This window comes from Curtobacterium sp. MCLR17_055 (assembly GCF_003234305.1).
Lineage (GTDB): Bacteria > Actinomycetota > Actinomycetes > Actinomycetales > Microbacteriaceae > Curtobacterium > Curtobacterium flaccumfaciens.
Genome location: NZ_QKSX01000002.1, coordinates 190,296 through 214,056, shown reverse-complemented (window position 1 = coordinate 214,056; position 23,761 = coordinate 190,296). Strand labels below are relative to the sequence as shown.

The following is a 23,761-nucleotide window of genomic DNA, read 5'->3' as shown; positions in this document are numbered from 1 at the left end:
CCGGGCCTCCTGGCCGTTGCCGGGCCGTCGGTGACGTCACGCGCGCAGCGACAGTCCACGGGTGCGAGCGCGCGTGGAGTGTCGCTCAGCCCGCGAGGCCGGCTGCGGTGCCCGCGGCGGGGCCCGCTGCCAGCCGCTCCGCGGCGTGCAGCAGCCGCGCGGTCACCGGGTGCGCCGGGCGCGCGAAGACCTCGGCGGCGGGGCCGTGCTCGACGACCGCGCCGCGGTGCACCACGAGGACGTCGTCGGCCATCCGCCGGACCGCCCGCAGGTCGTGCGACACGAACACCATCGCCACGCCGGTCTCGTCGCGGAGCCGTTCGAGCAGCCGCAGCACGGCGTCCTGCACCGTGGCGTCGAGGGCGGTCACCGGCTCGTCGAGCACGATCACCTCGGGGTCGGTCGCCAGCGCACGGGCGATCGCGAGCCGCTGTCGTTGCCCGCCGGACAGGGTGCGGGGGGAGCGGGACCGCAGCACGGGGTCGAGGTCGACCTGTCGCAGTGCCGCGTCGACCCGTTCGCCGAGCGCACCGCGTGCCCGCCGTTCGTCACCGCGCGAGAACGCGTCGGCGAGGACGCGCTCGACGTTCCACCGTTCGTCGAACGTCGCGCCGGGGTCCTGGACGACGGCCGCGACCCGGTGCCGTCGGGGGCGGCGCTCGCGCTCGGGCAGCGGGACCCAGGGTTCGTCGTCGAGCGTGACCGCGCCGGCGTCGGGCGTCTCGAGCCCGAGGAGCATCCGCGCCAGCGTCGTCTTGCCCGAGCCCGAGGCGCCGATCACCCCGAGCGCCCGGCCGCGTTCGAGCCCGAACGACACGTCGTCGACCGCGAGCACCCCGTCGTACTCCCGCGAGAGTCCTTGCGCCGCGAGCACGCCGCCCCTCGCACCGTGCGAGGTTGCCCGCTCGGTGCCGCGGCTGCCGATCGGCGCACGGTGCGGAGTCGTGCGGTCGGTGCGAGGTTGGCCGCTCGGTGCATCGTCAGAGGACTGCACGGAGCCATCGACCTCGCACCGGTCTGCGAGATCGGCACCGTGCGCCGGCGCGGGCGCAGCCGCCGCGGCAGCACCGGCAGCACGCACCAGCGCCCGGGTCGCGGGGTGCTGCGGCGCCGCGAAGACCTCGGCGACCGCACCCTGCTCGACGATCCGGCCCTCGTGCACGACGGCGACCCGGTCGGCCCACCCCGCGACGAGCCCCAGGTCGTGCGTGATGACGAGCAGTCCGGCGCCCCGTGTCTGCGCGGCCCGCAGCTGTTCCATCACGGTGACGGCGACCCCGGCGTCGAGCGCCGTCGTCGGTTCGTCGGCGACCAGCAGCGCGGGGGACCCGACGGTGGCCGCGGCGATGAGGGCCCGCTGTCGCATCCCGCCCGACAGTGTCCCGGCGAGCCGGCCGTCGGTCGCGATGTCCGGGTCGAGGCCCACCGCGGCCAGGGCGTCGCGCACGGCGTCCACGCGCTCGGCCGCACGCATCTCGGTGTGCAGGCGGAGGCTGTCGGCGACCTCGCGCCCGACGGGGCGCAGCGGGTCCAGCGCGCCCAGGGCCTCCTGGCCGACGTAGCCGACCCGCGATCCCCGCAGCCGACGCCACCGCCGGTCCGTGTACCCGCCGACGTCGACGCCGTCGACCGTGAACACGTCGGCGTGCACGGCGGCGCCGGGCGCGGACAGACCGAGCACGGCGCGGGCGGTGACGGTCTTGCCGGAGCCGGACGCCCCGACCAGGGCAACGCACTCGCCGGCGTCGACGCGCAGGTCGACTCCGTGCACGATCGGAGTGCCGCCGATGGCGACGGTGAGCCCGCGGACGTCGAGGACGGCGCTCACCGCGCGGCCCCGGTCCGTCGGATCGCCCGGCCGAGCACGGTGACGGCGGTCGCGAGCACCACGATCGCGAGTCCGGGGAAGGTGCTCATCCACGGCGCGGTCTGCAGGTAGGTGCGACCGTCGGCGAGCATCGCGCCCCACTCCGGCGCGGGCGGGGGCGTGCCGACCCCGAGGTAGCTCAGCGCCGAGGCCCACACGACCGCCTGCCCAACCCCGAGCGTGGCGACGGCGACGACGGGCCAGAGCGCCGTCGGCAGCACGTGCCGGACCACGGTGCGGGTGGGGGAGCGGCCGAGCAGCACCGCCGTCTCGACCACCTGCGAACCCCGGGCGGCGCGGACCAGGCCGCGCACGATCCGGGCGTATCCGGGAGCGGTCGCGAACCCGACGGCGAGCACCGCCGGCACCGGACCCGGACCGGTCACGGCGATGACGACGAGGGCGACGAGCAGCAGCGGCAGGGCGAACGCGACCTCGGTGACGCGGCCGATGACGGCGTCGAGCAGTCGTCCGGGTCGTCCGGCCCCGGCACCGAGACCGGCGACGACGCCGAGCAGGACGCCCACGCCGCCGCCGATCAGGGTCGCGGCGACGCCGACGACGAGCGATGCCCGGGTCCCCGCGACCACCCGTGCCAGGACGTCGCGTCCGGACTCGTCGGTGCCGAACGGGTGCGCGCCGCTCGGCGCGGCCAGGGCATCTGCGGGATGCACCGCGAGCGGGTCCCCGCCGCCGAGCAGGGCGGGCCACGCCGCCGCCACGACGGCGACCAGGACGACCACCCCCGCGGCGATGCCGACGGCGCCGAGCGTCCCCCCACGGACGCGCTCGGTGCCGGCGGCGGTCTGGTGGCCGGGCGCTCCGGTCTGGAGGCCCGGGTCGGCGATCCCGCTCACCGCGCGCCCGCCGGACGGCCGGGCTCACGGCGTCGCGCACCACCGGGGCGCAGGGCCGCGTTCCGTGCGGTGCTGCGCGGGTCGACGGCACGTTCGACGAGGTCGGCCACGGCCAGCACGACGACGTACGCGGCCGCCGACACCATCGCGATGCCGGCGACGAGCGGCATGTCCCGCTGGGTGACCGCGGTGACCAGGGCACGGCCGATGCCGGGCAGGGCGAACACGGACTCCACGACCACGGCTCCGGAGACGAGCGACCCGAAGGCCCACGCGGACAGCGCGATCCCGGGCAGGGCGGCGTGCCGGAGCAGGTGCCGTCCGAACAGGCCGAGGCGGGTCTCACCCCGGCCCCGGGCGGCGAGTGCGAAGGCGGAGCGCTGCGCGTCGACCACGCCGTCGCGCACGGTCTCGGCCAGGTACCCGGCGACCGGCACGGCCACGGTCAGCACCGGGAGCACCCAGCCGCGCGCGGTGCCGTCACTGACCGCCGGCACCCACCCCAGGGACGTGGCGAACACGACGATGAGCACGCTGCCGAGCCAGAAGTGCGGCATCACGCTCGCGGTGACGCTCAGGGCGCTGGTGAGCCCGGCGGCGATCCGGCCGCGCTGCGTCGAGGCCCAGGCGGCGACGATCGCGAGCACCCAGGCGACGACGAGGCCGGCGACCGCGAGCGTCAGCGTGACGGGCAGCTGCTGGGCGAGGAGCGTCGCGACCGGGGTGCGGAAGGCGTACGAGTCGCCGAGCTGCCCGGATGCCAGGCGTCCGAGGAACACCGCGTACTGCACCAGGACCGGCTGGTCGAGGCCGTACTCGTGGCGGACCTGGGCGACGGCCTCGGCTGACGCCTGCGAGCCCGGTCCGCCCAGGATCGCGAGCGCCGGGTCACCGGGAATGAGCCGGATCGCGACGAAGACGATCGTCGCGACGGCCCAGAGCACGCCGATGCCCCCGGCGAGCCGCCGGACGGCCCACCAGACCCATCGCATCCGTGTCAGCGGTCGATCCAGGCGGTGCCGAACCAGGGCGTCGAGACCGGGGTGGTCCGGATGCCGTGCACGGCCGAGCGCACCAGGAAGTGGTTCTGCTGGTCGTACAGGGGGAGCACCGTGTCGCTCGCCAGGATCGTCTGCTGGGCCTGCTCGTACAGGTCGGCGCGCTCGTCGGCGTCCGAGGTGCGGGCGGCCTGCTCGAGCAGCCGGTCGACGGCGGGGTCGTCGAGCTGGGCCAGGTTCGCGAAGTAGCCCGACGGTGCCGGTTCGATGCTCGCGCTGTCGTACAGGATGCGCAGGACGTCGGGGCCGACCTTCGTGTACGGGGCGCTGACGACGTCGTACTCGTTCGCGGCGAGGGCGGCGTACCAGCTGGACAGGTCGAGTTCGTCGAGCACGACCTTGAACCCGACGGCCTTCTCGGACGCCTGGATCTGCTGGAACAGGCTGCGCTCGGCCGGCACCGACTGGTTCGTCGAGACGGGGAACGTCACGGTGAGCTGCTGGCCGTCCTTCTCGCGGATGCCGTCGGACCCGACCTTCCACCCGGCGTCGTCGAGGAGCTGCTTCGCCTTGGTGGGGGAGTAGTCGAACCGGCTCTTCTCCGAGTACGCGAGCGGCTCCGCGCTCGAGAGCACCGAGTACGAGCGCTTCGCGGTGCCGAGGAACAGCGACTGCAGGCCGGGGTCGATCTCGGCACCGGCGATGAAGGCCTGGCGCACCGCTTCGTCGCGGAACACCCCGTGCCCGGAGTTCAGCTCGAGCCGGTTCGACGCGCCGGGGCGCGGGGCGTCGAGGTCGCGGATGGCGCCCTTCGCCGACGCGGCCTTGAGCTGGTCGGGCTGGGCGTTGTCGATCACGTCGACCTGGCCGGACTGCAGTGCGGCGTAGCGCGAGGTCGAGTCCGGCAGGAACCGCCACGTGATGCCCGACAGGCGCGGCTTCGTGGCGCCCCAGTAGTCGGTGTTCTTCGTCAGGGTGACGCGGTCGCCGTGCTTCCAACCGGTGACCTCGAAGGGGCCGGTGCCGACGGGGGACTCGCAGTTCGTCGCCTGCTTCCGTTCGAGCGCCTTCGGGGACTCCATGCCCACCCAGGGCTGCGAGAAGGACTCGAGCAGCGCGCTGTCCGGTCGGCTCAGCGTCAGCGTGACGGTGTGCTCGTCGGTGGCGGTCGCCTTCGTGATGGACTGCAGCGCCAGGTATCCGGTGCTCGAGGCGGTGGCCGGGTCCTGCACGTGCTCGATGTTCGCCACGACCGCGGCGGCGTCGAACGGGGTGCCGTCGGTGAAGGAGACGTCGTCACGCAAGGTGAACGTCAGGGTCTTCCCGTCGTCGCTCGTGCTCCACTTCGTCGCGAGCTCGGGCGTGGGCTTGCCGTCCTCGAGCCCGACGAGCTCCTCGATGTACTGCGTCGCCAGGAGTGCCTGCGGGTAGTTGCCGCCGACGTGCGGGTCGAGGCAGGTCGGTTCGGCGTCGCCGGAGGCGTAGGTGAGCGTGCCGCCCGCGACCGGGGTGCTGCTCCCGGTGCTCGTGCCCGGTCCGCTGCAGGCAGCCAGGACGAGCAGGACCGCCGAGGCGCCCGCGACGGCGGTGAGGGTTTTCTGTACTGAGTCCAAGATCATGGCTGAACGAGTCTAGCGGTTTACTGGGGCCCATGGACGAACCGATCCGCCGCGGTGGCCGACCCCGACGCTCGAGCGCCGAGGTGCTCGCGGACGCCGCCGCCGAGCTCTTCCTCGAGCAGGGGTACGGACGCACCACGGTCGACCAGATCGCCGCCCGCGCCGGGGTCAGCCGTGCGACGTTCTTCAACTACTTCCCGGCGAAGGCCGACGTGATGTGGCTCGAACTCGACGCCGCCGTCGCCGGGCTGCCCGGGTACCTCGCCGCGTCGACCGAGCCGAGCGTCGTCCGGGCCGTCGAGCAGGCGCTGCTCGCAGCAGCCCGTGCCCACGACCCCGAGCGGGTGCCGTGGGCCGTCGCGCAGGCCGAGGTGATGGGCATCGGGCCTGAGCTGGTGGCGGGCGTCGCGGTCCGGGTGACGGCGCAGCACGAGGCCGTCGCCGCCTTCGTCGCCAGCCGCACGGGGGAGCAGCCGCGCTCACTCTGGCCGCAGACGGTGTCCGGCGCGATGCTCGGTGCCGCCGCCGCGGCGTTCGGGGTGTGGGTCACCGACGGGGTCGGCCGCCGTGCGCTCGTCGAGTACGTCGCGGCGGCGCTCACCCCGGTGGTCGCGGGCCTCGACGCCCGCTGACGCGCCGGCGTCTTCGCGCGACGCCGCCTCGACGGCGAGACGCCGTTGAATCCTGCGGCGTCTCGAGCACATGGCGGCGTCTTGCTGACACGCCGGCGTCCCACGGGCCGCGCGCGGGGCGGTGGACGTGACGGGCGGCGGACGGGAGGCCCGTGGCGGCCTGGCACCGCGCCTCCCGTCCGACGTTCGGTCGCCCACGGAACACGCCGGCGTCTTCACCTGACGCCGCCTCGACGGCGAGACGCCGCTGAAACCGGCGGCGTCTCGAGCACATGGCGGCGTCTTGCTGACACGCCGGCGTCTTGCGACACGAACTCCGCCGCCGGCCACCCACCCAGTCGACGCTCACTCCGTGCGCAGGGTCCCCGCGCCACCGGACGCCACGTCCGAAGCCGTCCCGTCCCGCACGACCTCGGGCACGTCGCCGTCGGTCGGCACCAGCGACTCGTCGCCCGGGTAGCTCAGGGTGAGGACGGCCTCCTCGATGTACGGGCTTTCCTCGAGCGACTGCTCCACGTCACGCAACCGCACCGCCACGTGCTCCTCGGTCTCGTTGCCCGTCAGGTCGACGGCCGCGACGAGGTACACCCGCGACGGCCCCACGAACTCCAGGTGCAGGTAGGTGACCCGCTCGACCTGCGACCGGCCCAGCAGCTCGACGAGCACCGCGTTCTCGAGCTCCGGGGACGTGCTCTCGCCGAGCAGGAACCGGCGGTTGCGGTCGATCAGGACGATCGCCACGACCCCGAGCAGCACACCGATCGCGATGGAGCCGAGCGCGTCGAAGACCGCCAGCCCGGTGACCTGGTGCAGGAACACCCCGAGGAACGCCACGACCAGGCCGATCAGCGCCGCCGCGTCCTCGGCGAACACCGCGCGGAGCGTCGGGTTCGACGACTGCAGCACGTGCCGCAGCACCGGGACCCTGCGCTTCGTCGCGGCGCCGTGCGCCTGCCGGTACGCCTGCAGGAAGCTCGTGCCCTCGAGCAGGAACGCGACCCCGAGCACGACGTAGTTGAGCACGACGTCCTCGGCCGGCCCGGTGTCCCCGAACTCCGAGATGCCGTGGTAGATCGACACGATCGCACCGGCCGTGAACAGGCCGAACGCGGCGAACATCGACCAGATGTACGTCTCGCGTCCGTACCCGAGCGGGTGCGCGGTGTCCCGCTTCTTGCCGCCCCGTCGTTCGGCGACGAGCAGGAACACCTCGTTGCCGGTGTCCGCCCAGGAGTGCGCCGCCTCGGCCACCATCGAGGCCGAGCCCGAGACGAGCGAGGCGACCGTCTTCGCGATCGCGACGAGCAGGTTCGCCCCGAACGCGATCAGGACGGTGACGAGTGACTCGGGGCGTTCTTCTGCGGGCATCACTCAAGCATGCTCCCGTCCGGTAAAGTCGTGTTCCAAGAGCGTCGATCCGGCCATCACCGGGGAGCTTCCGGAAGAACACGGAGCGCACCAGCGGCTCCGTCAGTAGAACCGGGCGGGTTCGGGACCGTCACCACCCCCGACACAGAGTGGTCGCACAGCGCACGTTGGGCGGCAAACGAGGTGGTACCGCGGAACCAGTTTCCGTCCTCGTGGAGATCGAGCGAACCCACAAGGAGTCCCGGTGCCGTACCCGTTGAACGCCGATGCCGATGGCGTCGTCCCCTCGCCGAGCTTCCCCGCCGTCGAGCGGGGCATCCTCGCCTTCTGGAAGCGCGACGACACGTTCCAGGCGTCCATCGACGCGCGACAGGGCTGCCCGGAGTGGACGTTCTACGACGGCCCGCCCTTCGCCAACGGCCTGCCGCACTACGGGCACCTGCTGACCGGCTACGCCAAGGACGTCTTCCCGCGCTACCAGACCATGCGCGGCAAGCAGGTGCACCGCCGCTTCGGCTGGGACACCCACGGCCTGCCCGCCGAGCTCGAGGCGATGCGCCAGCTCGGCATCACCGAGAAGCACGAGATCGACGCCATGGGCATCGACGTCTTCAACGCCGCCGCCAAGAAGTCGGTGCTGCAGTACACCGACGAGTGGCAGGAGTACGTCACCCGCCAGGCGCGCTGGGTCGACTTCGAGGACGACTACAAGACCCTCGACGTCACCTTCATGGAGAGCGTGCTCTGGGCCTGGAAGCAGCTCTGGGACAAGGGCCTGGCGTACGAGGGCTTCCGGGTCCTGCCGTACTGCTGGAACGACCAGACGCCGCTGTCCAACCACGAGCTGCGCATGGACGACGACGTCTACAAGATGCGCCAGGACCAGTCCGTCACCGTCTCGTTCCCGCTGCACGGCGACCGCGCTTCCGCGCTCGACCTGACCGGTGTGCGGGCGCTCGCCTGGACGACGACCCCCTGGACCCTCCCGACGAACGCCGCGTTGGCAGTCGGTCCGGAGATCGCGTACGCGGTCGTCCCGGCAGGGCCTGGAGGCGCGGCTGACGGTGCCGACGCCGGTTCCGTCTCCTACCTGCTCGCGTCCGACACCGTGGCCGCGCACGCGAAGGAGCTCGGCTACGCCTCGGGTGACGAGGCGCTCGCCGCCGTCGCGCGCACGCTGACGGGCGCCGAGCTCGACGGCGTCGAGTACGAGCGGCTGTTCGACTTCCTAGCCGACCAGGAAGGGTACGAGAACGCTTGGCGAGTACTGGTCGCCGAGTACGTCGAGACCGGTGAGGGCACCGGCATCGTGCACCAGGCCCCGGCCTACGGTGCCGACGACCAGGAGGTCTGCGCCGCCGCCGGCATCCCCGTCGTGCTGTCCCTCGACGAGGGCGGCGTCTTCACGTCGCAGTTCGGCGAGGTCGCCGGCATGCTCTGGTCGGACGCGAACAAGCCGCTGACCAAGGCGGTCCGCGACGCCGGGCGACTGCTCCGCCAGGCGTCCTACGAGCACAGCTACCCGCACTGCTGGCGGTGCCGGAAGCCCCTCATCTACAAGGCCGTCTCGTCGTGGTTCGTCCGCGTCACCGAGCTCCGTGACCGCATGGGCCAGCTCAACCAGGACATCAACTGGGTGCCGGACAACGTCAAGGACGGCCAGTTCGGCAAGTGGGTCGGCAACGCCATCGACTGGTCGGTCTCGCGCAACCGTTACTTCGGCACGCCGATCCCGGTGTGGCAGTCCGACGACCCCGAGTACCCGCGCACCGACGTGTACGGCTCGCTCGCCGACATCGAGCGCGACTTCGGTCGCCTGCCGGTGAACGCCGAGGGCGAAGTGGACCTGCACCGGCCGTTCATCGACGACCTGACGCGGCCGAACCCCGACGACCCCACGGGCAACTCGACGATGCGCCGGATCACCGACGTGTTCGACGTGTGGTTCGACTCCGGGTCGATGCCGTACGCCCAGGTGCACTACCCGTTCGAGAACCGCGAGTGGTTCGAGTCGCACAGCCCGGCCGACTTCATCGTCGAGTACATCGGGCAGACGCGCGGCTGGTTCTACGTCATGCACGTGCTCTCCACCGCGCTGTTCGACCGGCCGGCGTTCCAGAACGTCATCAGCCACGGCATCGTCCTCGGCTCGGACGGCCAGAAGATGTCGAAGTCGCTCCGGAACTACCCGGACGTCTCCGAGGTCTTCGACCGCGACGGTGCCGACGCCATGCGCTGGTTCCTGATGTCGTCGTCGGTGATCCGCGGCGGCAACCTCGTCGTCACCGAAGAGGGCATCCGCCAGGGCGTCCGCGAGTTCATGCTGCCGCTGTGGTCGACGTACTACTTCTTCACCCTGTACGCGAACGCCTCGGGCCCCGACGGGTACCGGGCCCAGCGCCGGACCGACTCGACCGACGTGCTCGACCGCTACCTGCTCGCGAAGACCCGGGTCCTCGTCACCGACGTCCGGACGCACCTCGACGCGCTCGACACCCCGCTCGCGGCCCAAGCCGTCCGCGACTTCGCCGACGTGCTGACAAACTGGTACGTCCGCCGCTCGCGCGACAAGTTCTGGACCGGGGCCGACGCGGACGCCGGCGCCGAGACCCGTGCGGCGTTCGACACGCTGTACACCGTGCTCGAGACCCTGACCCGGGTCGCCGCCCCGCTCGCGCCGCTCGTTGCCGAGGAGATCTGGAAGGGCCTGACCGGCGGACGCAGCGTCCACCTGACGGACTTCCCGGACCCCGACGAGTTCCCCGCCGACGACGCCCTCGTCGACGCGATGGACCGCGTGCGCGACGTCGCCTCGAAGGGTCTGGCGCTCCGCAAGGCCACCGGCAAGCGCGTCCGCCTGCCCCTGGCCACGCTGACCCTGGTGGTGCCGGACCCGGCCGCGGTCGAACCGTTCGCCGACATCCTGCGCGACGAGCTCAACGTCAAGCGCGTGGTGCTCGAGGCCCAGGCGGAAGAGTCGCTGGCGCAGTACGGCATCGAGCGGAAGCTCACCGTGAACGCCCGCGTCGCCGGCCCCCGCATCGGCAAGCAGGTGCAGCAGGTGATCCCGGCCGCCAAGAAGGGCGACTGGACCGCGACCGACTCCGGCGTGACCGTCGGTGGCGTCGACCTGATCGAGGGCGAGTACTCGCTCGACCTCACCGTGGCCGACGCCTCGGTGGCCGTGGCGTTCCTCGACGAGGGCGGCTTCGTCGTGCTCGACACCGTGACGACGCCCGAGCTCGAGGCCGAGGGGCTCGCCCGTGACGTCGTCCGCGCCGTCCAGCAGGCCCGCCGCGACGCCGACCTCGACGTCAGCGACCGCATCGCCCTGACCCTCCGGGTGGACGACACGGCCGACGGCGCGGTCCGCGCGCACCAGGAGCTCATCGCGGGGGAGACCCTGGCGACGAGCGTCGAGATCGTGCCCCTCGGGGCGGACGACACCACCACCGACGTCGGTGACGGTGCGAAGGTATCCGTGGAGGTAGCGCGCGCATGAGTGACCACGACCAGTACGACGACCACGAGGCGAACGAGGAGTTCGTCGGACACGACGACCTGGACGGTCGCGACGAGGACGGCATCCGGATCCCGGTCGGCCCCTCCGGCGACGCTCCGGCCGACGCCGTGCCCTACGGCGGCGACGACGACGAGGTCCGGCGCGTCGAGGCCGCCCTGTACGCCCGCATCGGCGAACAGGCGCCCGAGCGCCGGCTGACCGCCACGCGCCGCGCCGTCGAGCTGCTCGGCGACCCGCACCTGGCGTACCCGGTGATCCACGTCACGGGCACGAACGGCAAGACGTCGACCGCGCGCACCATCGAGAGCATCGTCCGGGCCCACGGTCTGCGCACCGGCCTGATGACGAGCCCGCACCTGGTGTCGATCCGGGAGCGCATCGTGGTCGACGGTCAGCCGATCGCGGCGGACCGGTTCGTCGAGAACTGGGACGACATCGCCCCGGTGCTCGAGATCACCGACCGCGAGCTCGCCGACAAGGGCGAACTCCCGCTGACCTTCTTCGAGGCGCTCACCGTGCTCGCCCTGGCGTGCTTCGCCGAGGCCCCGGTGGACGTCGCCGTGATCGAGGTCGGCATGGGCGGCGAGTGGGACTCCACCAACGTCGTGCAGAGCCAGGTGTCGGTGTTCACGCCGATCGCCATCGACCACGCGAAGCAGCTCGGTGCCACGGTGGCCGAGATCGCCCGCACCAAGTCGGGCATCGTCAAGCCGTCGTCCGCCGTGGTCTCGAGTCGGCAGGTCCCCGAGGCCCTCGCCGAACTCGAGCGTGCCGCCGAGCTCACCGAGTCCACCCTGGCTGTTGAAGGCATGGGATTCAGTGTCGTCGACGTCACCCCGGCCGTGGGCGGACAACTCATCACCGTGCAGGGCATCGCCGGCCGCTACGACGACCTGTTCCTGCCGCTGTTCGGCCGGCACCAGGCCGAGAACGCCGCCGTGGCCATCGCGGCGGTCGAGTCGTTCCTCGGCCGCGGGGCCCAGGCCCTCGACGAGGACGTCCTGTCCGAGGGCATCGCCGGCACGACCAGCCCCGGTCGCCTGCAGCCCATCGCGACCGACCCGACCGTCGTCGTCGACGCCGCGCACAACCCGCACGGTGCGAAGGCCCTGGCCGAGGCGCTGCCGGTCGCGTTCCCGTCCGAGCACGTCGTCGGCGTCGTCGGGATCCTCGGCGACAAGGACGCCCGCGGGTTCGTCCGCGCGCTCAAGGACACCGTCGCCACGTTCGTCGTGACGCAGCCGCCGGGGGAGCGTGCGCTCGACGCGGACGAGTTCGCCCGGGTCGTCGTCGACGAGGTCGGCGAGGACCGCGTCGTCGTCGAGCCGTCCCTGGCGTCCGCACTGCAGGAAGCGCGCAGCCTGGCCGACGAGGCGGACGCCGAGGACGCCCTCGTGCTCGTCGCGGGGTCCATCGTGATGGTGGGCGCGGTCATGGACCTCGTGCACCGAGAAGGCGAGGCGAAGTGACGGACGCACCACGGGCCTCCCGGCCGGGCCGCGCACCGCGCACCCGGAAGCCGCGCCGCGAACGCGGGGCGCAGGAGAGCCTGCTCTCGATCACGCTGGTGCTCGAGGCGATCATGTTCTTCTTCCCCATGCTCGTCGTCTTCGGCAAGGGCACGCTGCCGCCCGCAGCGGCCTTCGGCGGGGGCATCGGCGCGATCATCGTCCTCGCAGCTGCCTCACGTCTGACGGGCAACCGGGCCGGTGTATGGTTCGGGTGGCTGCTGCAGGCGGCCATCCTCGCCACCGGGTTCATCGAACCGTTCATGTTCGCGGTCGCCGTGGTGTTCCTGGCGCTGTGGGTCTTCTGCTTCGTCAAGGGCGGTCAACTGGACCGTCAGAACGCCGCGCGCCGAGCGGCCATGGGCGAGGACTGACCACCACATTCGACCCCGAACACAGGGAGTACTGCGTGTCCGACTTCGAAGAGACCCTCGTCCTCGTCAAGCCCGACGGCGTCGCCCGCCAGCTGACCGGTGAGATCCTCCGCCGGATCGAGGCGAAGGGCTACGAGCTCGTCGACCTGAAGATGCTCACCGCGCCGCGTGACCTGCTCGACGCGCACTACGAGGAGCACCAGGGCAAGCCGTTCTTCGAGCCGCTCGTCGAGTTCATGCAGTCCGGTCCGGTCGTCGCCGTGCGCGTCGCCGGCAACGGTGCGATCGCGGGCTTCCGCTCGCTCGCCGGCACCACCGACCCGACCTCGGCCGCGCCCGGCACCATCCGTGGTGACCTGGGCCGCGACTGGGGCCTCAAGGTGCAGCAGAACCTGGTCCACGGTTCGGACAGCCCCGAGTCGGCCGCGCGCGAGCTCGCGCTCTGGTTCGCCTGAGCGACGGGGACGACGTGACGAACAACGACCGACCCACCAAGAACGAGCGGCGTCAGCATGCCCGAGAGGTCGCACGCCAGCGCGCCGACGCCGAGAAGCGCCGCAAGCGCCGCAACAAGTGGTTCCTGCAGGGCGGCATCGGCCTGGGCATCGTGGCGATCGCCGCGATCATCGCGATCGTCGTGGTGAACGTGAACAACGCGCCCGTGGTGTCGGCAGCCGGGCCGAAGAACATGGCCACCGGCGCGATCCAGTTCACCGGCCAGGACGGCAAGGTCACCCCGGTGACCACGCCGGCCGTCTCCCCGACGGGCTCGGCCTCGCCGGTCCCGACGGCGAACAGCGACGGTGCCGTGACGGTCACCGAGTACGTCGACTGGGCCTGCCCGGTCTGCAAGCAGTTCGAGGCGGCCTACTCCGACCAGATCCTCGACAAGGTGAAGTCGGGCGACGCGACCCTGGCGATCCAGCCGGTGTCGATCCTCGACCGCAGCTACGCGGGCTCCCGCTACGCCAGCCGTGCCGCGAACGCCGCCATGTGCGTGGCGAACTACGCGCCGGACAAGTTCCTCGACGTGCAGACGCAGTTCTTCGAGAACCAGCCGGCCGAGGGCACCAAGGGCCTGACCAACTCCGAGATCGCGAAGCTCGTCAAGGCGGGCGGCGCGACCGGTTCGGACCTGTCCCAGTGCCTGTCGTCCGAGCAGTTCAAGGGCTGGGTGACGAAGTCGACGCAGGCCGTCACCACGAACGAGGCGCTCGCTGGCACGCAGGGCTTCGGCACGCCGACGATCGTCGTCGACGGCAAGCGCCTGGACGACCTGAGCACCGTCATCACCGCGATCGACGCCGCGGCGAAGTAGCACTCCCCGAACGACTGACGGCCCTCGCTCCCATCCGGGAGCGGGGGCCGTTCGTCGTGCGCGGAGAAGGCTAGGACGTCCCGCCGTGCTGCCGGACGAAGGCCGCGAACGCGTCGACGTCGGCGAGGGACGCCGCACCGTCCGCGTTGTACTGCTCGCCGTCGACGATGATCGTCGGCGTGCTCGTGATCCCGTCGAGCGACGAGTTCGGCACCGGGTCGTTCATCGCCCGGTTCGTGGCGTCGGCGACCCACGCGGCGAAGTCCTGCCGGGTGATGCACGGTGTCACGGCCGGGTCCGTCGCCCCGGCTTCGTGCGCGAGGGACGCCAGCTCGTCGTTCGTGAGTCCGCGCGTGCTCTCCGAGGGCTGGTGGTCGTAGAGCGAGCTGTTGAAGGCCAGGAACGCGTCCGGGTCGTGGTCCGCGACGCACGCGGCAGCCGCGGCCGAGCGGGTGGAGTACCGCGATCCGAGCGACACGCGGTCGAGCAGCCCGAGCGGGTGCAGCTCGAGGGTGGCGGTTCCGTCCTCCACCCACTGCCGGATCCGCGGCATCTGGGCCGTCTCGAACTGGTTGCAGTACGGGCACATGTAGTCCGCGTAGATCGTGATCGCGGTCTTCGAGCCGTCCTGCTCGGTCGGCGTCGGGGTCCCGCCGTCGGGCACCGCTCGCGTCTCGACGGGCACGATCCTGCCGCGCACCCCGGTGAGCAGGACGCCGTCGCTCGCCGTGTTCCGTGGACCCGGCCCGGCGGGCTGCACGGAGTTCGCGAGCACCAGGACGACCACCGCGACCACCGCGAGGCCCCCGACGATGATCCCGCTGATGCCGAGTGTGCGGAGGCGACGGCGGCGCGACTGCTCTGCCGCCCGTGCCGCTCGCGCGCGTTCCCGTGCGGCGTCGCGGCGCGCCCTGCTGCTCTCGTGCTCGCTCATCGATCCCGAGCGTAGGGGCAGCGGGGACGGCTCAGAAGCTGGTGAGGACCGCGGGGAACTTGATGATGATCGTGACGATGATGACCAGGTAGTTCGCCAGCGCGAACGCCCAGCTGAACGGCAGGAGCGACCGCCCGACACGCTGTGCCCCGGCGCCGAAGCGACCCTGGGCCGTGTTCCAGATCGTGAACACCCAGAACATCGGGATCGTCATCGACCAGACGAGCATGCACCACGGGCACAGCGCGCCGATGACGAAGACGGTCTGCGTGAACAGCCAGGTCACGAACACCCACGCCAGGAAGACCCCGGCGTTGAAGACGATCCAGAACCAGCGCGAACCGTTCCGGAACCCGGCGAGCAACAGCACGGCGACGGCGATCGGGGCGACGAACCCCATGACGCCGAGCAGTGGGTTCGGGAACCCGAACAGGTGCCCCTGCCAGCTGGCCATCACGTCGGAGCAGTTGATGAACGGGTTCACGTCACAGCTCAGGACGGCCTTCGGGTTCTCGTACTTCGTGAACTCGTCGAGGACGAGCCGGAAGGAGCCGAACAGGCCGACGATCCCGGTGACGAGCAGGAAGACCGCCATCGCGATCGGACGACGGGGGGCAGGTGCAGACGCGGTCACGCGGTCATCATCGCATGCGGGTTCCGGTGCTTTCCGGGTGCGGCATGCGATAATGCCTGGAGGTCGTGCGGCCAACCGCACACCGAAGAGAGCTTTCCGAGTGACGCCCCACCGGGCCGAACCCGGACGATCCGGTGCGGTGAGAGCGCACTGTGGTCGGGCAGCGTCACTCCGATGCCGAGCCGGAACGGGCCGGGTGCCCGGACCGGAACGGGCGCGGACGCAACGAGAAGTTGACGCGGACCGATCACGAGACAGCGAGCGCGGGGGCGTCGACGCCGCCCGCCACGACACAGAATTCCCGCCACCCGAAAGGGTGCGAGTGGGGCCGAGGAGTGCACCAGTCCATGGTGGAGCAGAACAACGACAACACGACCAACGACGAGAACGCGCCGAAGCGCCGGAGCCGCCTGTTCGGCGGTCGCCGCGCCCGGTCGTCCGGCCAGGAGGCCCGTGGGGGCGCCGAGCAGGCACCCCACGCCGACGAGACCCTCGCGCTGACGGGCGGCGCTGACGCCCGTCCCGCGGCCAGCGTCGCGTCGGCCGGTTCGCCGGACTCTCCCGGTTCGCCGGACTCGCCCGACTCCCCGGCATCGCCGGCGTCGCCCGTCGAGCCGACCGACACCGGGGCGGTCTCCGTCGCGGTCGAGGCCGTCGCCGACAGCGGTGCCGAGCCGCACGACGTGAGCACGCTGACCGGCGACCTGCCGGTCGTGACGGGTGACCGGTCGGCCACCGCGACCGACGGGGCGGACGCGGACCGCGCCTCCCGTCCGGCCGACGCCGCACCGACCGCCGAGGCGAGCGACGACGCCGCACCTGCCGACGAGCCGTTCGTGCCGAAGGCCACGAGCACGCTCAGCCTGATCTTCCACGCGCCGGTGCTGCCGGAGCTGCCGCAGCGCGCACCCCGGTTCGAGCGTGACCGCGACCGCGACCGCGACCGCGATCGTGACCGCGACGAGGACGACCGCTACGACCGCGAGGACCGCTTCGACCGCGACCGTGACGACCGCGACGACCGCGACGACCAGGGCGGCTCGCGCCGTCGTTCGCGTCGCCGTGGTTCGAGCGCCGACCGCGAGGCCCGCGAGCCGCGCGACCACCAGGAGCCGCGCCGCCGCGAGCCTGAGCTCATCACCGAGCCGCAGCGCATCAAGGGCTCGACCCGGCTCGAGGCGAAGAAGCAGCGCCGTCGTGACGGCCGCGATGCCGGACGCCGCCGCCAGGTCGTCAGCGAGGACGAGTTCCTCGCCCGCCGCGAGAGCGTCGACCGCCAGATGATCGTCCGCTCCAGCTCGTCGACGATCGAGATCGGCGTGCTCGAGGACGGCATCCTCGCCGAGCACTACATCACCAAGTCCGAGAACGTGTCGCTCATCGGCAACGTCTACCTCGGCAAGGTGCAGAACGTCCTGCCCTCGATGGAGGCGGCGTTCGTCGACATCGGTCGTGGCCGGAACGCCGTGCTCTACGCCGGTGAGGTCGACTGGAACTCCGTCGAGACCGGCAACCACGGTCGCCGCATCGAAGCAGCACTCAAGCCGGGCGACAAGGTCCTCGTGCAGGTCACGAAGGACCCGGTCGGCCACAAGGGTGCCCGCCTCACCAGCCAGATCTCGCTGCCGGGTCGCTACCTGGTCTACGTGCCGAACGGCTCGATGAACGGGATCTCGCGCAAGCTGCCGGACACCGAGCGTGCCCGACTGAAGAAGATCCTGAAGGAGGTCCTGCCGGAGCACGCGGGCGTCATCGTGCGCACCGCTGCCGAGGGCGCGACCGAGGAGCAGCTCACCCGCGACGTGCAGCGCCTGACCAGCCAGTGGGAGGCCATCCAGAAGAAGGTCGCCGGTGGCCACGCCCCGGTGATGCTGCACTCCGAGCCCGACCTGCTCATCAAGATCGTCCGCGACGTCTTCAACGAGGACTTCACGAAGCTGATCATCGACGGCGAGGCCGCCGGCGGCACGATCGACGAGTACCTGTCGGCCGTCGCCCCGGACCTCAAGGACCGCGTCGTCCGGTACGAGGGCCCGGACTCCTTCGAGGAGTTCCGCCTCAACGAGCAGATCGACAAGGCGCTCGACCGCAAGGTCTGGCTGCCCTCCGGTGGTTCGCTCGTCATCGACCGCACCGAGGCCATGACGGTCGTCGACGTCAACACCGGCAAGTTCGTCGGTTCCGGCGGCAACCTCGAAGAGACGGTCACGAAGAACAACCTCGAGGCCGCCGAGGAGCTCGTCCGCCAGCTCCGCCTGCGCGACATCGGCGGCATCATCGTCGTCGACTTCATCGACATGGTGCTCGAGGAGAACCGCGACCTCGTGCTCCGCCGCCTGGTCGAGTGCCTGAGCCGCGACCGCACGAAGCACCAGGTCGCCGAGATCACCTCGCTCGGCCTCGTGCAGATGACCCGCAAGAAGATCGGTGTCGGCCTGCGCGAGTCCCTCGACGAGGTCAACGCGAAGATCAACGACAACAACGCCGACCCGGGCCCGAGCAAGGGCCGTCGCAAGGGCCGCGGCGGGAACGGCAACGAGAACGGCCGATCCGACAACGGCAACGGCAACGGCGGCAAGGGGAACTCCGGTTCCTCGGGGCAGTCGAACGGTGCCTCCGGCCAGGCGCACCAGATCACCGACGACGTGAAGAACGCGCTGTCGCGGATCGCCGCATCGACCCTGTCGCACGACGAGCAGGAGGCCGCAGCGGCTGCCGTGACCGCGACGGAGGCCACGGCACCGTCGTCGGCCGACGCGTCGACCGGCCCGGACAGCACGGGTGGCGAGCAGCCGACCGGTTCGAAGCGTCGTCGCCGTGGCCGTGGCGGCCGCGGGGCAGAGCAGCAGAGCGGAGACCAGCAGGGCGGCGACCAGCAGGCCGCTGCCGACGCTCGGGCCACCGATGCGCCGCAGGCACCCGCTGCCGAGCAGTCGGACGCGCCGGGGTCGTCGGTCACCGCTGAGCCCGCCGTGATCGTCGAGTCCGAGGCTCGCGCGCCGAAGGTCGCCGCTCCGGCCGTCACCGAGCCCGCAGCCGCACCGAAGGCGAAGGCCCCGGCCCGTCGTCGCGTGAGCTCGAGTGCCACCGTGACGCCGACCGACAACACCGTGGCGATCCTGGACATCCCGATCGCCGCGGCACCGAAGCGCGAGCCCCGCGCGGTCGCCCCGGACGCCGAGTCCCTGCTCGACTCGGTGCTCCAGGCGCTCCCGGAGCCGAAGCAGCCCGGACAGGGGCGCTCGCGCTCCCGCCGGGTCTCGTCGCCGAGCATCAGCGCTCCCGCCACGCCGACGGAGGAGTCGACCGCCGACGCCGACGGCTCCGACGGCGCAGTGATCCTGGGGAACTGACGTGACGAACCCGGGCGACCCGCAGCAGCAGCGTGGGTACTACGGTGCGGGCTGGTCCCAGCCCGCACCGCCCGGTCCGGGTGCCCAGCAGCCCGGCGGCCCGGTGCCGCCGCAGCAGGGCGGTGTGCCGCAGTACGGGCGTCAGCCCGGTGCCGGTGCGCCGTACGCCCCGCCGCGGCCGCCCCGTGCCCCGGCCGACCCGCGCCGGGCCTTCGCGCCCGGCGCCTCGGTGACGAACACGGCCGGTGCGCTCATCGCCGTGGTGGCCCTGGTGCTCGTCGAGTTCGTGTCCGGGCTCTTCGGGCTGCTCGGCACCTCGCTCGTGGTCAGTCCGTTCCGGCACTACGGCGCCGGCACGAGCCTGCTCGGCAGCTTCACGACCGGGGTCTTCGTGGCTCCGTTCCCGTACTACGTCGGCGCGTTCCTGGCCCTGGCGTTCCTGACGCCGATCGACCGCCGTAGCCCGCTGCCGAGGCTCCTGCTCCGCGTGGTCCTCGCCGGCGCCGCGGGCACGGTGGCCCTGATGCTCGTCGGGGTGTTCACCGGCTCGTTCGGAGCCGCCACCGCCGGCGGCTCCCAGCTCGTCATCGACGTGCTCACGCGGCCGCTGCAGAACGGTCTGCCGTTCACCGTGATGCTCCTGGCGACCGCCACGGCGGCCTGGCTCTGGCTCGGTCGGCCGCGCCGCGGACGTGGCTCGTCGACGACTCCGGGGATGCCGGGCACCGTCCGACCCGCCGACGCGGTCCCGCCCTCGACGATCCAGCCGCAGGCACCGCAGCAGGGACAGCAGCAGCCGCCGGCACCGTACGGGCAGGGGCGTGTGCAGCCCGACCCCCACGGGCAGTACGGCGGGCAGTACGGCGCCGGGCCGCGGCCAGACCAGCAGCAGCCCCCGGCGAACCCCTGGGGCGGCCCAGCGCCCCGCTGAGCCCGTTCGCGACCCCTCGCACGGTGCGAGGCCCGGCCGCGTCACCGCCGCCCCCTTCGAGCCGTGCGAGGTTCCGTACTCGGTGCGCCCGTCTCCACGTCGCACCGAACCCGGAATCTCGCACCGTTCGCGCGGCCCTGCGAGCCGGCGGCGCACCGTGTGCGGCGCCGGGCGGGGCGGACCAGCACCGCGCCTCCCGGGCGTCCGGACGGGCGGTCAGAGACCGCGCTTGTCCCGCTGCGCCACGCGCAGCCCACTGCGGATCAACCGCAGCACGAGCTCACGTCCGGTCACGGCCGAGGCACCAGCGGCCACCAGTTCGTCGTACCGCGACAGCGGGACGTCGTAGTGGTCGTGGTCGAACGCACGGCGCGGCACACCGGCCCGCGCAGCGAACGCGTGGAGTTCCGCGTAGGATTCATCACTGACGAGGTGCGACCACAGTGTGTCGTGGGCGGGCCACGTCGGTGGGTCGATCAACACGGTCACCGTGCAATCGTACGGGTGTCGCCGTTTGACCGGACCCAGGGTGATCGAGTATTCTCGGTCCCTGGTGTCAGCGGGCCGTTCTGCCTGCGTCGCCGATCGGGCCCGGCCTTCCGGGAGCCGCTCGTGCAGAAGTGGGCACCCGAGACTTCCCTCAAGCAGAGTTACGTAAGGATTTCCACGTGGTTTACGCAGTAGTGCGCGCCGGCGGCCGTCAGGAGAAGGTCGAGGTCGGCACCATCCTGACCATCGACCGTGCCAAGGCGGACGACAAGGGCAACATCGACCTCGCCCCCGTGCTCCTCGTGGACGGTGACAAGATCACGTCGGCGGCTTCCGAGCTCGCGAACGTGACCGTCACCGCCGAGGTGCTCGACGACCTCCGTGGTCCCAAGGTCATCATCCAGAAGTTCAAGAACAAGACCGGGTACAAGAAGCGCCAGGGTTTCCGCGCTGAGCTGACCCGCGTCAAGATCACCAAGATCGCGTAAGGGAGTCAACTCATGGCACACAAGAAGGGTGCGAGTTCCACTCGCAACGGTCGTGACTCGAACGCACAGCGCCTCGGCGTGAAGCGCTTCGGTGGCGAGGTCGTGAACGCCGGCGAGATCATCGTCCGCCAGCGCGGCACGCACTTCCACCCGGGCGCCAACGTCGGCCGCGGTGGCGACGACACGCTGTTCGCCCTCTCGTCCGGTTCGGTCGAGTTCGGCACCAAGGGTGGCCGCAAGGTCATCAACATCGTCAACGCGTAGTCGTTCGAACGACTGCAGCTGGAGGGGCGGGCCGAGTGCCCGCCCCTCCTTCGCTTTTCCCGCCGACGATCCCGTCGGCACAACGAAACACCTGGAGTGGACCCATGGCGACCTTCGTCGACCGCGTGACCCTGCACCTCAGCGCGGGGCACGGCGGCAACGGCTGCGTGTCGGTCCGCCGTGAGAAGTTCAAGCCCCTCGCCGGGCCCGACGGCGGCAACGGCGGTGACGGCGGCGACATCGTGCTCGTGGCCGACCCGCAGGTGACGACGCTGCTCGGCTACCACCGTTCGCCGCACCGCTCGTCGAAGAACGGGCAGCCCGGCATGGGTGACCACCGCAGCGGTGTCAGCGGCGAGGTCCTCGAACTCCCGATGCCCGTCGGCACCGTGGTGTACGACGAGTCCGGCGAGGTCATCGCCGACCTCACCGAGCCCGGCATGCGCGTCGTCGTGGCCCCCGGTGGACAGGGCGGCCTCGGCAACGCGGCGCTCTCCACCACGAAGCGCAAGGCCCCCGGCTTCGCGCTGCTCGGCACCGAGGGCTGGGCGGGGGACATCAGCCTCGAGCTGAAGACCATCGCGGACGTGGCCCTCGTCGGATTCCCGAGCGCCGGCAAGTCCTCGCTGATCGCGGCCGTCTCCGCCGCCAAGCCGAAGATCGCGGACTACCCGTTCACGACCCTCACCCCGAACCTCGGCGTCGTCGAGTCCGGTGACACCCGCTTCACCGTCGCCGACGTCCCCGGTCTGATCGAGGGCGCGTCCGAGGGCAAGGGCCTGGGGCTCGAGTTCCTGCGCCACGTCGAGCGGTGCGAAGCGCTGCTCCACGTCATCGACTGCGCCACGCTCGACCCGGGCCGTGACCCGATCAGCGACCTCGACGTCATCCTCGGCGAGCTCGAGCGCTACCCGGTGCCCGAGGGCCAGGTGCCGCTGCTCGAGCGCCCGCAGCTCATCGCCCTGAACAAGATCGACGTGCCCGAGGCGCAGGAGCTGGCCGAGTTCGTCACCGCCGAGCTCGAGGGCCGCGGCTACCGCGTCTTCCCGATCTCCACGGCGTCCCGCAAGGGGCTCCGCGAGCTGACGTTCGCCCTCGCCGACATCGTCGAGCAGGCCCGCGCCGCCCGTGCGGCCGAGCCGGTGCCGGAGCGCATCGTGCTCCGCCCCCGTTCGGTCAACGAGAAGCCGTTCACCGTGCGCGCCGAGGGTGGCGAGGAGCACCGCTTCTACCGCGTCCGCGGCGCCAAGCCGGAGCGCTGGGTCCAGCAGACGGACTTCACCAACGAAGAGGCGATCGGCTACCTGGCCGACCGGCTCGCGAAGCTCGGCGTCGAGGACGGCCTGTTCAAGGCCGGAGCCGTCGCCGGCTCCACCGTCGTCATCGGTGGCGACGGCGGCATGGTCTTCGACTGGGAGCCCACGCTCACGTCGACCGCGGAGCTCATCACGAGCGCCCGTGGGACCGACGCCCGCATCGGTGCGACGGCGCGTCCGACCCGCAACGAGCGGCGCGAGGAGTACTTCGAGCGGATGGACGCCAAGGCGGCCGCCCGTGCCGAGCTCGAGCAGGAGCGCGTCTCCGGACTCTGGGTGGACGACGACGTGGTGACCAGCGACCAGCTCGGCACCGGCGACCAGTTCGACGCCGACCAGGTCGAGACCAGCGACCAGAAGGACTGACCGCGGCATGACCGACACGACCGCCCGCACCGACCTCGGACCCGTCACACGGCGCGAGGACATCCCGCGTGCGCGGCGGATCGTCGTCAAGGTCGGCTCGTCCTCGGTCAGCGGTGACGCCGCCGGCCAGATCGGCCCCCTGGTGGACGCGCTGGCTGCCGCCTACGGCCGGGGGACCGAGGTCGTGCTCGTCTCGTCCGGTGCGATCGCGACCGGGTTCCCGTTCCTCGGGCTCGAGGGCCGGCCGGACGACCTCGCCACGCAGCAGGCGGCCGCCGCCACCGGGCAGAACGTCCTGATGTTCCGGTACCAGAAGGAACTCGACCGGCACGGTGTCGTCGCGGCGCAGATCCTGCTCACCGCCGGTGACCTGCAGAACCCCACGCACCGGGTGAACGCCCAGCGCGCCATCGACCGCTTGCTCGCGCTGCGGGTGCTGCCGATCGTGAACGAGAACGACACCGTCGCCACGCACGAGATCCGCTTCGGCGACAACGACCGGCTCGCAGCCCTGGTGGCCCGGTTGCTCGGCGCCGACGCCCTCGTGCTGCTCTCCGACGTCGAGGCGCTCTACACGGCGCCCCCGGAGCAGCCCGGCGCGACCCGCATCGACGAGGTGCCGTTCGGCGACGAGCTCGCCGGGGTCACCTTCGGCTCGATCGGCACCGCCGGCGTCGGCACCGGGGGAGCGGGGACCAAGGTCGCCGCCGCGCGGCTCGCGGCCGAGGCGGGCACCGCGGTGCTCGTGACCGACACGGCGCTGGTCGACCGCGCGCTGGCCGGGGAACACCTCGGCACCTGGTTCCACGCCGCGCCGCGTCCCTGACGCAGCCCGCACCGCGCCGCGCCGCGTCGCGCCGGTGGCAGCGAGCGGTCACGACTCGCCGTCGGGACGGCGCCGACTGGTCGGAGGCCGTCGGTG

Annotated in this window: 20 protein-coding genes; 12 read left to right on the top strand and 8 right to left on the bottom strand. The window is 71.9% G+C overall.

Annotation, left to right across the window (positions count from 1 at the left end):
• Positions 1 to 85: 85 nt before the first annotated feature.
• Genes DEJ09_RS02900 through DEJ09_RS02885 form a run of 4 tightly spaced genes read right to left on the bottom strand, consistent with a single transcriptional unit; the run spans position 86 to position 5,341 of the window.
• A complete protein-coding gene (locus tag DEJ09_RS02900; protein WP_111087583.1) occupies positions 86 to 1,828 on the bottom strand; it encodes an ABC transporter ATP-binding protein in 1,743 nt (580 codons plus the stop codon).
• Positions 1,825 to 2,724: an ABC transporter permease gene (locus DEJ09_RS02895; RefSeq protein WP_111087582.1), complete on the bottom strand. Its 900-nt coding sequence runs from the start codon at positions 2,722 to 2,724 to the stop codon at positions 1,825 to 1,827. The genes DEJ09_RS02900 and DEJ09_RS02895 overlap by 4 nt, the downstream gene beginning before the upstream one ends.
• On the bottom strand, positions 2,721 to 3,716 hold the full coding sequence (locus tag DEJ09_RS02890; RefSeq protein ID WP_111087581.1) for an ABC transporter permease: 996 nt from the start codon (positions 3,714 to 3,716) through the stop codon (positions 2,721 to 2,723). Before DEJ09_RS02890 ends, DEJ09_RS02895 begins: the two co-directional genes overlap by 4 nt.
• A gap of 5 nt (positions 3,717 to 3,721) precedes the next feature.
• A complete protein-coding gene (locus DEJ09_RS02885; RefSeq protein ID WP_111087580.1) occupies positions 3,722 to 5,341 on the bottom strand; it encodes an ABC transporter substrate-binding protein in 1,620 nt (539 codons plus the stop codon).
• 32 nt (positions 5,342 to 5,373) lie between these two features.
• Here DEJ09_RS02885 and DEJ09_RS02880 point away from each other — a divergent pair, with 32 nt between their 5' ends.
• On the top strand, positions 5,374 to 5,973 hold the full coding sequence (locus DEJ09_RS02880) for a TetR family transcriptional regulator (protein WP_111087579.1): 600 nt from the start codon (positions 5,374 to 5,376) through the stop codon (positions 5,971 to 5,973).
• A 345-nt stretch (positions 5,974 to 6,318) separates the two neighbouring features.
• On the opposite strand, the gene DEJ09_RS02875 is transcribed toward DEJ09_RS02880, so the two are convergent.
• Entirely contained in the window at positions 6,319 to 7,341 is a 1,023-nt protein-coding gene (locus DEJ09_RS02875) for a cation diffusion facilitator family transporter (RefSeq protein ID WP_111087578.1), read from the bottom strand.
• Between the two features lie 244 nt (positions 7,342 to 7,585).
• On the opposite strand from DEJ09_RS02875, the gene ileS reads away from it, so the two are divergent.
• From ileS to DEJ09_RS02850, 5 genes are read left to right on the top strand one after another with little or no spacing between them, the layout of a single operon-like run.
• Positions 7,586 to 10,843: an isoleucine--tRNA ligase gene (gene ileS, locus DEJ09_RS02870; RefSeq protein ID WP_111087577.1), complete on the top strand. Its 3,258-nt coding sequence runs from the start codon at positions 7,586 to 7,588 to the stop codon at positions 10,841 to 10,843.
• Positions 10,840 to 12,333, top strand: coding sequence for a folylpolyglutamate synthase/dihydrofolate synthase family protein (locus DEJ09_RS02865; protein WP_181433246.1), 1,494 nt, complete (start codon positions 10,840 to 10,842; stop codon positions 12,331 to 12,333). The genes ileS and DEJ09_RS02865 overlap by 4 nt, the downstream gene beginning before the upstream one ends.
• Positions 12,330 to 12,746, top strand: a complete 417-nt coding sequence (locus DEJ09_RS02860) for a DUF4233 domain-containing protein (RefSeq protein WP_051596525.1) — start codon at positions 12,330 to 12,332, stop codon at positions 12,744 to 12,746. Before DEJ09_RS02865 ends, DEJ09_RS02860 begins: the two co-directional genes overlap by 4 nt.
• A gap of 35 nt (positions 12,747 to 12,781) precedes the next feature.
• Positions 12,782 to 13,201 carry a nucleoside-diphosphate kinase gene (gene ndk / locus DEJ09_RS02855; protein ID WP_017885984.1) on the top strand — a complete coding sequence of 140 codons (420 nt, stop codon included), beginning with the start codon at positions 12,782 to 12,784 and terminating at the stop codon, positions 13,199 to 13,201.
• A gap of 14 nt (positions 13,202 to 13,215) precedes the next feature.
• Positions 13,216 to 14,064, top strand: a complete 849-nt coding sequence (locus tag DEJ09_RS02850) for a thioredoxin domain-containing protein (protein ID WP_111039262.1) — start codon at positions 13,216 to 13,218, stop codon at positions 14,062 to 14,064.
• 70 nt (positions 14,065 to 14,134) lie between these two features.
• Here DEJ09_RS02850 and DEJ09_RS02845 read toward each other — a convergent pair whose 3' ends face one another.
• Positions 14,135 to 14,998: a thioredoxin domain-containing protein gene (locus tag DEJ09_RS02845; protein ID WP_111087576.1), complete on the bottom strand. Its 864-nt coding sequence runs from the start codon at positions 14,996 to 14,998 to the stop codon at positions 14,135 to 14,137.
• A gap of 31 nt (positions 14,999 to 15,029) precedes the next feature.
• Positions 15,030 to 15,632: a vitamin K epoxide reductase family protein gene (locus tag DEJ09_RS02840; RefSeq protein WP_244993419.1), complete on the bottom strand. Its 603-nt coding sequence runs from the start codon at positions 15,630 to 15,632 to the stop codon at positions 15,030 to 15,032.
• A gap of 347 nt (positions 15,633 to 15,979) precedes the next feature.
• On the opposite strand from DEJ09_RS02840, the gene DEJ09_RS02835 reads away from it, so the two are divergent.
• Positions 15,980 to 18,985 (top strand): Rne/Rng family ribonuclease, encoded by a 3,006-nt coding sequence (locus tag DEJ09_RS02835; RefSeq protein ID WP_181433245.1) that lies wholly within the window; start codon positions 15,980 to 15,982, stop codon positions 18,983 to 18,985.
• A 1-nt stretch (position 18,986) separates the two neighbouring features.
• On the top strand, positions 18,987 to 19,916 hold the full coding sequence (locus tag DEJ09_RS02825; RefSeq protein WP_111087574.1) for a hypothetical protein: 930 nt from the start codon (positions 18,987 to 18,989) through the stop codon (positions 19,914 to 19,916).
• A 216-nt stretch (positions 19,917 to 20,132) separates the two neighbouring features.
• Here the strand turns inward: DEJ09_RS02825 and DEJ09_RS02820 are convergent, their stop codons facing one another.
• The gene (locus tag DEJ09_RS02820; protein ID WP_071405560.1) at positions 20,133 to 20,405 is read right to left on the bottom strand and encodes a DUF4031 domain-containing protein; all 273 of its coding nucleotides are present in this window, start codon (positions 20,403 to 20,405) and stop codon (positions 20,133 to 20,135) included.
• 179 nt (positions 20,406 to 20,584) lie between these two features.
• On the opposite strand from DEJ09_RS02820, the gene rplU reads away from it, so the two are divergent.
• The 4 genes from rplU (at position 20,585) to proB (ending at position 23,665) form a co-directional block, all read left to right on the top strand.
• The gene (gene rplU, locus DEJ09_RS02815; protein WP_027464715.1) at positions 20,585 to 20,893 is read left to right on the top strand and encodes a 50S ribosomal protein L21; all 309 of its coding nucleotides are present in this window, start codon (positions 20,585 to 20,587) and stop codon (positions 20,891 to 20,893) included.
• A gap of 12 nt (positions 20,894 to 20,905) precedes the next feature.
• On the top strand, positions 20,906 to 21,157 hold the full coding sequence (gene rpmA, locus DEJ09_RS02810; RefSeq protein WP_017885976.1) for a 50S ribosomal protein L27: 252 nt from the start codon (positions 20,906 to 20,908) through the stop codon (positions 21,155 to 21,157).
• A gap of 104 nt (positions 21,158 to 21,261) precedes the next feature.
• Positions 21,262 to 22,839, top strand: a complete 1,578-nt coding sequence (obgE, locus tag DEJ09_RS02805; protein ID WP_111087573.1) for a GTPase ObgE — start codon at positions 21,262 to 21,264, stop codon at positions 22,837 to 22,839.
• A gap of 7 nt (positions 22,840 to 22,846) precedes the next feature.
• Entirely contained in the window at positions 22,847 to 23,665 is an 819-nt protein-coding gene (gene proB, locus DEJ09_RS02800; RefSeq protein WP_217499638.1) for a glutamate 5-kinase, read from the top strand.
• Positions 23,666 to 23,761 lie beyond the last annotated feature (96 nt).

What these genes read in the sequence shown, in the direction of transcription:
- DEJ09_RS02890 (WP_111087581.1), bottom strand. Translation starts at nt 3,716, where the DNA reads ATGCGATGGGTCTGGTGGGCCGTCCGGCGGCTCGCCGGGGGCATCGGC.
- DEJ09_RS02885 (WP_111087580.1), bottom strand. Translation starts at nt 5,341, where the DNA reads ATGATCTTGGACTCAGTACAGAAAACCCTCACCGCCGTCGCGGGCGCC.
- DEJ09_RS02880 (WP_111087579.1), top strand. Translation starts at nt 5,374, where the DNA reads ATGGACGAACCGATCCGCCGCGGTGGCCGACCCCGACGCTCGAGCGCC.
- DEJ09_RS02875 (WP_111087578.1), bottom strand. Translation starts at nt 7,341, where the DNA reads ATGCCCGCAGAAGAACGCCCCGAGTCACTCGTCACCGTCCTGATCGCG.
- DEJ09_RS02865 (WP_181433246.1), top strand. Translation starts at nt 10,840, where the DNA reads ATGAGTGACCACGACCAGTACGACGACCACGAGGCGAACGAGGAGTTC.
- DEJ09_RS02845 (WP_111087576.1), bottom strand. Translation starts at nt 14,998, where the DNA reads ATGAGCGAGCACGAGAGCAGCAGGGCGCGCCGCGACGCCGCACGGGAA.
- DEJ09_RS02835 (WP_181433245.1), top strand. Translation starts at nt 15,980, where the DNA reads ATGGTGGAGCAGAACAACGACAACACGACCAACGACGAGAACGCGCCG.
- rpmA (WP_017885976.1), top strand. Translation starts at nt 20,906, where the DNA reads ATGGCACACAAGAAGGGTGCGAGTTCCACTCGCAACGGTCGTGACTCG.
- obgE (WP_111087573.1), top strand. Translation starts at nt 21,262, where the DNA reads ATGGCGACCTTCGTCGACCGCGTGACCCTGCACCTCAGCGCGGGGCAC.
- proB (WP_217499638.1), top strand. Translation starts at nt 22,847, where the DNA reads ATGACCGACACGACCGCCCGCACCGACCTCGGACCCGTCACACGGCGC.